Here is a 6,381-nt window from a genome sequence, read left to right as displayed (position 1 = left end):
TGCTGCTTCTAAAGGAACAACGACGACAGACAAACCGGCTACAAGCAAAACAAAGACATTTGTGAAAAAGTCAAAAGATGTGATTGTTAAAGCCGCCAGCGATTATTATAAAGAGAGCCAGGTCATCCGGTTTCAGCCTTGGGGCGACTTGGGAAACAAAAAGCCCAAAGAGTCGGGTAGTAGCGGGGAAGTGGGTTCTGGAGGGAAAGCAAGCTCGAATGCTGGGAATAAGCCAAGCGATGGGGGAGGAACAAGTTCCTCCAGCAATGGCAAGAAACCGAATCAGACCCCGAGCAGCAGTAAGAAGTCGCAATCGTCAGGTGAAACGGATGCTACTGCATCGAGTCCAGGTACAGGGAAGAAACCTAGCGACGGTGAAGGCACAAACTCGCCAAGCAGTGGCAAGAAAACGAGTCAGACACCGAGTACCAGTAAGAAGTCCAAATCTAGCGGAGAAACGGATAGTACGGGTTCGAGTTCAGGTACAGGGAAGAAGCCTGGCGACGGTGAAGGAACAGGCTCAACAGGCAGTGGCAAGAAAGAGGATCCAACTCCGAATACCAGTAAGAAGACCCAAACATCCGGAGAACCGGATACTACAGGATCAAATACAGGTACAGGGAAAAAGTCGAGCGAGGGTGAAGGAACAAATTCATCTAGCACTAACAAGAAAGATAATCAGATTCCCAACAGTCATAATCAGTGGAAACAAGATTCATCGAAGAAAAAAGGAAAAGATAAAGATGATAAAAAGAAAAAAGAGGAGGAAAAACGTAAACGGGAAGAGGAAGAAAGACAAAAAAGTGATTTAGAGGCTGAGGGGACGGGTGATGGTAGAGACTGGTTTCCAACAAGACAAATCGATCCAGATGCTGAAGGTCATATCATTCAAAGGGTGTCAGAGTTGAAGAGTAGATTATCTAATGGAGCTTTGAATAAGAGTGGATCAAACTTTGCATATGCGGAAGTTGATATTTCAGGGATAAAAAAAGAATTCTATGCACACAGTCAAGTAGATGGACCACCGCCACCACACCAAACTGAAATGAATTACGATGGTTTTTCATTCAAACCACAAGGTGAGATTAGATATCCAGCAGAAGATGCTACTAATAGTATTGGTAAACTTATACCGAGAAATGGTGATACGGAGCATAAAATTATAAATGATTTGGCAAATCAACTTGGTGAACCAAATCCAAATATAACAGGAAAAATAAAACTATTCACAGAAAATGATACTTGCGCGAGCTGTAATAAAAATATTAGAGATTTTAAAAAGGATTATCCTGGTATTATAATTGAGATAATTCATAATGATGGAAATAAAATTCCTAAAAAATAAGAGGTGTTTTTTATGACATGGCAGTATCAGGATTTAATAGATGAATTCTATTTGGATGTGGAAAAGTACAAAAATGAATATTATAGTCACGATGAAGCAATCAACATTACTTTCAATGAATTTTATTCTGAAAATATTGTTGATGAAATGGAAAGAGCGCTAATATATATTCTATATGCAGAGCTTTCATTGCAAAATCCAAGGATTTACAATAAAACAAAACAAGTTCTTTTACATGAATTAGAGTCAATAGATCTAAATAGAATTAGAAGTCAAATAATAGATGGACAACTAAATCAAGAGCAATTTGAAGAAATATCAATTCGTAAAGATGAGGTAATAAAGAAGCTAAAACTGATGCCTATCGATTCGTGTAATCAGGCGAGATGGTACTATACGGAAATTAGGAATGCAGTTAGTAATTTCTATTTAGAGCTCGTTGCCCAGAATATGGATAGAGATGAGATCATAGATCAGGTGCTGTCAAGATATAAGAGGGGGTGCGATCGAACTCCTAGTGTAAAAATTACAGTGTATATTACTTTGGCTGAAATACTATTGAAGAATAATCAAACTATTTCTAAAAAAATTATTGATGAAATAAGTGGTTTTAAAATGGATTCAATTAATGAGGAACTTAGCTTAGATGAATTAACAGATTTATCAAGAGCCGTTAAGAATGTATTAGAATAATATTCTGGTTCTGATAAAAACAATCTACTCACAATATTACTAATATCACCACAATGTGAGCTAACCGCCGTATTGTGGTTTCTTTTTTTTCGCCGCTCCATTCTAAAAATAATCATTTAAGTGGCGGCTTTTCAAAAACACCCCCCCAGTGCCGAATGAACCCATCATTCAACCAATAACACATATAACTCATGTAATACCTGTATAAAGATTGATTTCTTCATTTCGGTTGTACGCACATCAAATGCTTTAATTTTATAACCTAAAAGAGTTTTCCAACATATACTGACCAAAAAAAATATGATGATTGGACTAATAATGTTGATAAAAAGATTGGATACTGAGAATTTGAGGTGAAGTTATGCTTTTAAATGATGTTGTGTCTAGGGTTAGGAATCTTGACTGGAGTTCCGTTGGAACAGTGATTTCTAAGGAGAATGAGAGATTAGGATATGAATTTTTCAGAAGATTGGCTTCTTTTTTTCAAGTGGAAAATATAACACCCATTTCCCCTAAGTTTACTGATATATCTTGTCTTTTAGGTGACACTAGAGAACTAATAGATTTTAAATTATTTTTCAATGAGGAAATAATAAAATATATGAATCAATTTTCTGGTGTAGAATTATTTTTAAATTTTTACTTGAAGTTGGGAAAATATGTAGAGGACCATCCCGAACACTCCAAGTATATTTTCGTGTATGAACCGTTGTTGAAAATCCTAGAAAGAAAGGGGGCATTCGTGTTTAGAGTAAATGAGTTAGAAATTGTGGGGGTAAGTCATCTTCCTTTAGGAGGTTGGTATGAAAGATTTCTAAATAAACCTCCATGCGATATAGACAACTTATAATTACTGATCAAAGATATCGTAGCCTATATGTGTTAACATCAAGCTTTAAAAGAGAATAAGAGATAGGTTACTGCTATTCAGTTTTATGTAGAAGAAATGATTTATTTTGAAAGTTGCCTCCAGATTAAACTAAACAAATTTTAATCTAAGTTTATATCGTCTACCTATAAAATGATTTTTTAAAAAATCTCCATATGCTTTTAATCCGATCCAAAATCTAAATTAGGAATTAATATTGGTTTTAAAGAGGATGAAGGGTATAGGTTTTAGTAAAAATCAATTACTTTAGATTCCATTTTTATACAGGACATGATATATACAAAAAAACCAATGTTTATTCCAACATGAGTCTTTCATAGAATAAGTGTGAGATTTATTCTAATATTGATTTCCAGAAAAAAGATGACATTAGAAATTGCGTCAAAATGTTTTATGGGCTAATGGAGGTATAAGGACACATGGTGAACATTTCAAATTTTGTTTTTAAAGAGAACATGCCGACAAACGTCATTGAGAAGTACCAATCTGTAATACCTATTCAACTAATTGAAGTATGGAAGGAATATGGACTGGGTAGTCTTTCCGATGGATATTTGAGAATTATTAATCCTGATCAGTATATAGAATTATTACAGGATACCTACAGTCGAGCAAAATTAGCAATTCCTCTATTTACAACAGCAATGGGAGATATATTGATTTGGGAAGATGGATACTTAATGGCGCTTAACTTCAGAAAGCATGAAGTAAATGTTATAGGGAAAAATTTCAGATACTTTTTTGGGGACATAAATGATGAATATTTTTTGAATAAAGCTCTTGACTGGTCTCCCTATCTTGAAGCGCTTGAAAAATATGGAGAGCCTGCTTACGAGGAATGTTTTGGCTATGTGCCTCTTTTAGGGTTAGGTGGATCAGAGAAAGTTGAGAATTTAAAAAAAGTTAAATTTATTGAGCATATATATATAATCAATCATTTTATGGGACTAATGGAATGAAAATAAAAAATGGAGACCGATATAAATGTTTAACCGTAGGTATTATCTTCTATACGGGACATCTATAGTAGTATATAAAAGCTAATTGGAAAATGGGAATAACTTGGAAACGTACAGTTGGAGATATTAGTGAAGATATAATTAATAAGGTTGAAATAAAATATGGTATACATTTTCCTGATGATTATAAAGAATGTGTTAAAAACTATAATGGTGGGCATCCTGTACCAAATATATTTTCCTATGATGATGGAGGAGAGGGAGTTTTTGACCATCTACTAAGCTTTACAAGTGAGCCTAATATTGTTGTAGTTTATGAATTTATAAGTGATTTCATGCCAAAAGGGATATTTCCATTTGGAACAGATCCTTTTGGCAATCAGCTTTGCTTGATTACCGAAAAAGTGAAAATTCACCTTCAGTTGTTTTTCTTAACAATGAAGAATTTGGTGAGGATTCCATTACAGAGGTATGTAACAGTTTTTCTGAGCTCTTAGAAACATTACATGAGGCCAGCGATGAATTTTTTTGACTTTCTTGATAGGTGGGTGAATAAGAATAAGTATGAATATAGATGAAAATATTATTAGAAAAAGTTCATATCCTCCTGTAAGTCTCCAGGAGATTGAGACAGTCGAGAAAAAGTATAATATGACTTTCCCTGATGACTATAAGAAATTTTTAATGTTACAGAATGGTGGCAACACTGGTGCTAGAAGGAGATTTACTACAAATGATGACCAAAAAGAAGGTGAAATAGAGTCTTCTATTTTGAAGTTTTTTCCTTTGTCTCATAATTTAAATAATAATTCAGAACAAAAGTATCGCCTGTACACAGAAACAAATGTTTTATCGAGAATTTATTATCCAATAGGTGAGACACCGAGAAATAATTTAGTGTGTATTGTAGTAGAAGGACCTAATAAAGGGAGAGTATATCATTTCGATATGGATTATGACAATTACATTGAAAAGAAACTCCCTCTAGAGGAAGAACATATCAGACTGATCGCCAAAAGTTTCACTGACCTTTTGGATAGTTTATTTGTTTCTCAGACGTAGGAATAATTGTGAATAATTTCAATAATTAGAAGCTGAAATCATAAGGCCTATTCTATCAGAATCATTCAGATGGGATGGGTCTTTTTGTGAGAACAGACTTCTAAATAAATTGTCATTTCCTCGTGAAAGATCACGCACCGTTCCTCGACATAGTATGTTTACGAATGTCCGAAATAGTACTGGGCAGGTTTCATAAATCTAAAGAGTATTTGTTAAAAGAATGAAAAGGTTTGAGTCTACATCAACTAAAGGATAAGTTGTCTTTTGAACAATTTAATGATCTTAATACACGCAGAAAGGTAATATTAGAGAATATTGAACAGAAGACTGTAACAACTATACTAGATTAGAATTGGCAGTAATGTTGTTGTTTCATTTTATTCGTGATTGCACTGTGGATGAAGGAGGAAAATGGGTATTCAAACCCAGCAATTTTGATATTTGGTAAACGAAGGTTTTGTTCAAAGTGGAAAATAGAAAAAAAGTACTAGAATTAGTGATAGAACGATCTCCATATTTTGAATTTTTATGTAACTGTGTTTAATCAATGATAGTTTGATAGTAGAGTACCCGATAGATGGAGTAGGACAAAGAAAATTACAATAGAGAATCAAATTGGAGGTTAGAGGAATAATGGAGCAACAGATGGATCAGCTTTATCCCATGAAAGCAGAGCATATTCTAAGTATGATACCTAGTGATAACTGGAATGAGATTTACTTGTACGCCGAAATACTAGATGGATCCAGAGAGGTATACTTTTATTTCAACACTTCTGAGAATGAGGAGTTTATATACTCTCATGATATTCCTGAAAAATATAGACTGAGTGAAAAAACTTATGATAGCTTATTATTAGAATTACAAACAAAATTTAAAAAATTAAGACAAATTTTTATAGACAATGATCAAGAGGCGTGGACAAATTTAACCTTAACTTTAAAGCATCCTGGTAAGTTGAAAATTCATTATGATTATGAAGATGTAATAGCTTTAACAGTAACCCCAACTCAAAGACAAATGATTTTTGAGTATAAATATCTAGGTTTGCTTCCTGAAAAAGAAAAGAATAAACAGTTTGTAGAGAATTATTTAAATAGTCAAAATAAATATCTGTAGAATTAACCTAGTGTAAAGCAAGCGTGTTATATGTAACAGGTCGATTTTGGTTATATACCACCATAATTTACCTGTTTTTTTGTTATCTTCGTTTTCTTGCCTTTTTATCAAATTTACCCGCAAAAGTATAGCCCTAAATCAATCGTAAGTGTAAGAAGAAGATGGATTGGTATGTTATCGGATGAGGTGACCATACAGGCTGGAACTGGACTTGTCATCACACTGAATGATCAGGGTGTAGTGATGCAGAGTGCAGGTAACATCTCGATTCAGGGTGGCAGTCTATCACTTAAGGCAGGTCAGATTAAAGCTAC

The 6,381-nt window shown here is 34.0% G+C and carries 7 protein-coding genes; all 7 read left to right on the top strand.

Going from position 1 to position 6,381, the window contains the following annotated elements; all coding sequences use genetic code 11:
* Window positions 1-1,345: deaminase domain-containing protein (locus BMY78_RS33590; protein ID WP_305729147.1), on the top strand; the 1,345-nt coding region annotated here is incomplete at its 5' end.
* Window positions 1,346-1,357: 12 nt separating this feature from the next.
* Entirely contained in the window at window positions 1,358-2,038 is a 681-nt protein-coding gene (locus BMY78_RS32395) for an Imm3 family immunity protein (RefSeq protein WP_090905558.1), read from the top strand.
* 361 nt (window positions 2,039-2,399) lie between these two features.
* A complete protein-coding gene (locus tag BMY78_RS32390) occupies window positions 2,400-2,888 on the top strand; it encodes a hypothetical protein (RefSeq protein WP_090905556.1) in 489 nt (162 codons plus the stop codon).
* A gap of 458 nt (window positions 2,889-3,346) precedes the next feature.
* Entirely contained in the window at window positions 3,347-3,886 is a 540-nt protein-coding gene (locus BMY78_RS32385) for a T6SS immunity protein Tdi1 domain-containing protein (RefSeq protein ID WP_090905554.1), read from the top strand.
* Between the two features lie 92 nt (window positions 3,887-3,978).
* A complete protein-coding gene (locus tag BMY78_RS32380; RefSeq protein WP_256222580.1) occupies window positions 3,979-4,383 on the top strand; it encodes an SMI1/KNR4 family protein in 405 nt (134 codons plus the stop codon).
* Window positions 4,384-4,450: 67 nt separating this feature from the next.
* Complete coding sequence (locus tag BMY78_RS32375; protein WP_090905552.1) at window positions 4,451-4,948, top strand: SMI1/KNR4 family protein; 498 nt, start codon at window positions 4,451-4,453, stop codon at window positions 4,946-4,948.
* A 633-nt stretch (window positions 4,949-5,581) separates the two neighbouring features.
* Window positions 5,582-6,067 carry an antitoxin YezG family protein gene (locus tag BMY78_RS32370; protein ID WP_090905551.1) on the top strand — a complete coding sequence of 162 codons (486 nt, stop codon included), beginning with the start codon at window positions 5,582-5,584 and terminating at the stop codon, window positions 6,065-6,067.
* Window positions 6,068-6,381 lie beyond the last annotated feature (314 nt).

It is taken from the genome of Paenibacillus sp. OK076 (assembly GCF_900110055.1).
Lineage (GTDB): Bacteria > Bacillota > Bacilli > Paenibacillales > Paenibacillaceae > Paenibacillus.
The sequence above is the reverse complement of the archived record's forward strand: the minus strand, read 5'-3'. Positions and strand labels throughout refer to the sequence as shown.

Bases quoted from the DNA above. Each gene is read 5' to 3' on its own strand.
- BMY78_RS32395 (WP_090905558.1), top strand. From the start codon at position 1,358: ATGACATGGCAGTATCAGGATTTAATAGATGAATTCTATTTGGATGTG.
- BMY78_RS32390 (WP_090905556.1), top strand. From the start codon at position 2,400: ATGCTTTTAAATGATGTTGTGTCTAGGGTTAGGAATCTTGACTGGAGT.
- BMY78_RS32385 (WP_090905554.1), top strand. From the start codon at position 3,347: ATGGTGAACATTTCAAATTTTGTTTTTAAAGAGAACATGCCGACAAAC.
- BMY78_RS32380 (WP_256222580.1), top strand. From the start codon at position 3,979: ATGGGAATAACTTGGAAACGTACAGTTGGAGATATTAGTGAAGATATA.
- BMY78_RS32375 (WP_090905552.1), top strand. From the start codon at position 4,451: ATGAATATAGATGAAAATATTATTAGAAAAAGTTCATATCCTCCTGTA.
- BMY78_RS32370 (WP_090905551.1), top strand. From the start codon at position 5,582: ATGGAGCAACAGATGGATCAGCTTTATCCCATGAAAGCAGAGCATATT.